At 72.7% G+C, this 732-nt stretch carries 1 protein-coding gene; it reads left to right on the forward strand.

Features of this window, described 5'->3' with window-relative positions; translation table 11 throughout:
- The coding region (rlmM, locus tag G7A99_RS22780; RefSeq protein ID WP_163144307.1) for a 23S rRNA (cytidine(2498)-2'-O)-methyltransferase RlmM at positions 1-732 on the forward strand (732 nt) is incomplete at both ends.

Genomic DNA, 732 nt, shown 5'->3' on the forward strand with positions numbered 1-732 from the left:
GAGCTCTGGCTGGAATACCCGGACACCAATACGGGCAAGGGACTCTCGCGCCTGTGCCGCAGCCTGCGCGGGCCGCTTCAGCGTGCGCTGCGGGCACAGGGGGTACGTACGGGCGTCGAGGGTGCGCCGCGGCTGCATGTCTTCCTCACCGAGGACCCGGCCCTGAGCGCCCGCGTCGCGCTCTCCCGGCCCGGGGACAGTGCGCCCTGGCCCCTGGGTATCCCCCGTCTGAGAATGCCCCGGGACGCGCCGTCGCGCTCCACCCTCAAGCTCGATGAGGCGATCCAGTCCCTGATGCGCGACGAGGAGCGGGCCCGCTGGCTGCGCCCCGGCGCACGCGCCGTCGATCTGGGCGCGGCCCCCGGGGGCTGGAGCTGGCAGCTCGCGCGGCGCGGCCTGCACGTGACCGCCGTTGACAACGGGCCGATGGCGCCGTCGCTGCTCGCCGACGGCATGGTCGAGCACGTCCGCGCCGACGGTTTCCGCTACCGCCCGGCCCGCCCCGTGGACTGGGTGGTCTGCGACATCGTCGACCAGCCCCACCGCATCGCCGCGCTGATGGCGGCGTGGCTGGACCGGGGCGACGCGCAGGCGGCGATATTCAACCTCAAGCTACCGATGAAACGCCGTTACCAGGCGGTTGCCGACGCCCTGGCGACACTACGGGGCCAGGCCGGTGCGGACCGGGACATCGCCGTAAAGCATCTCTATCACGACCGCGAGGAGGTCACC

It is taken from the genome of Arhodomonas sp. KWT (assembly GCF_010993615.1).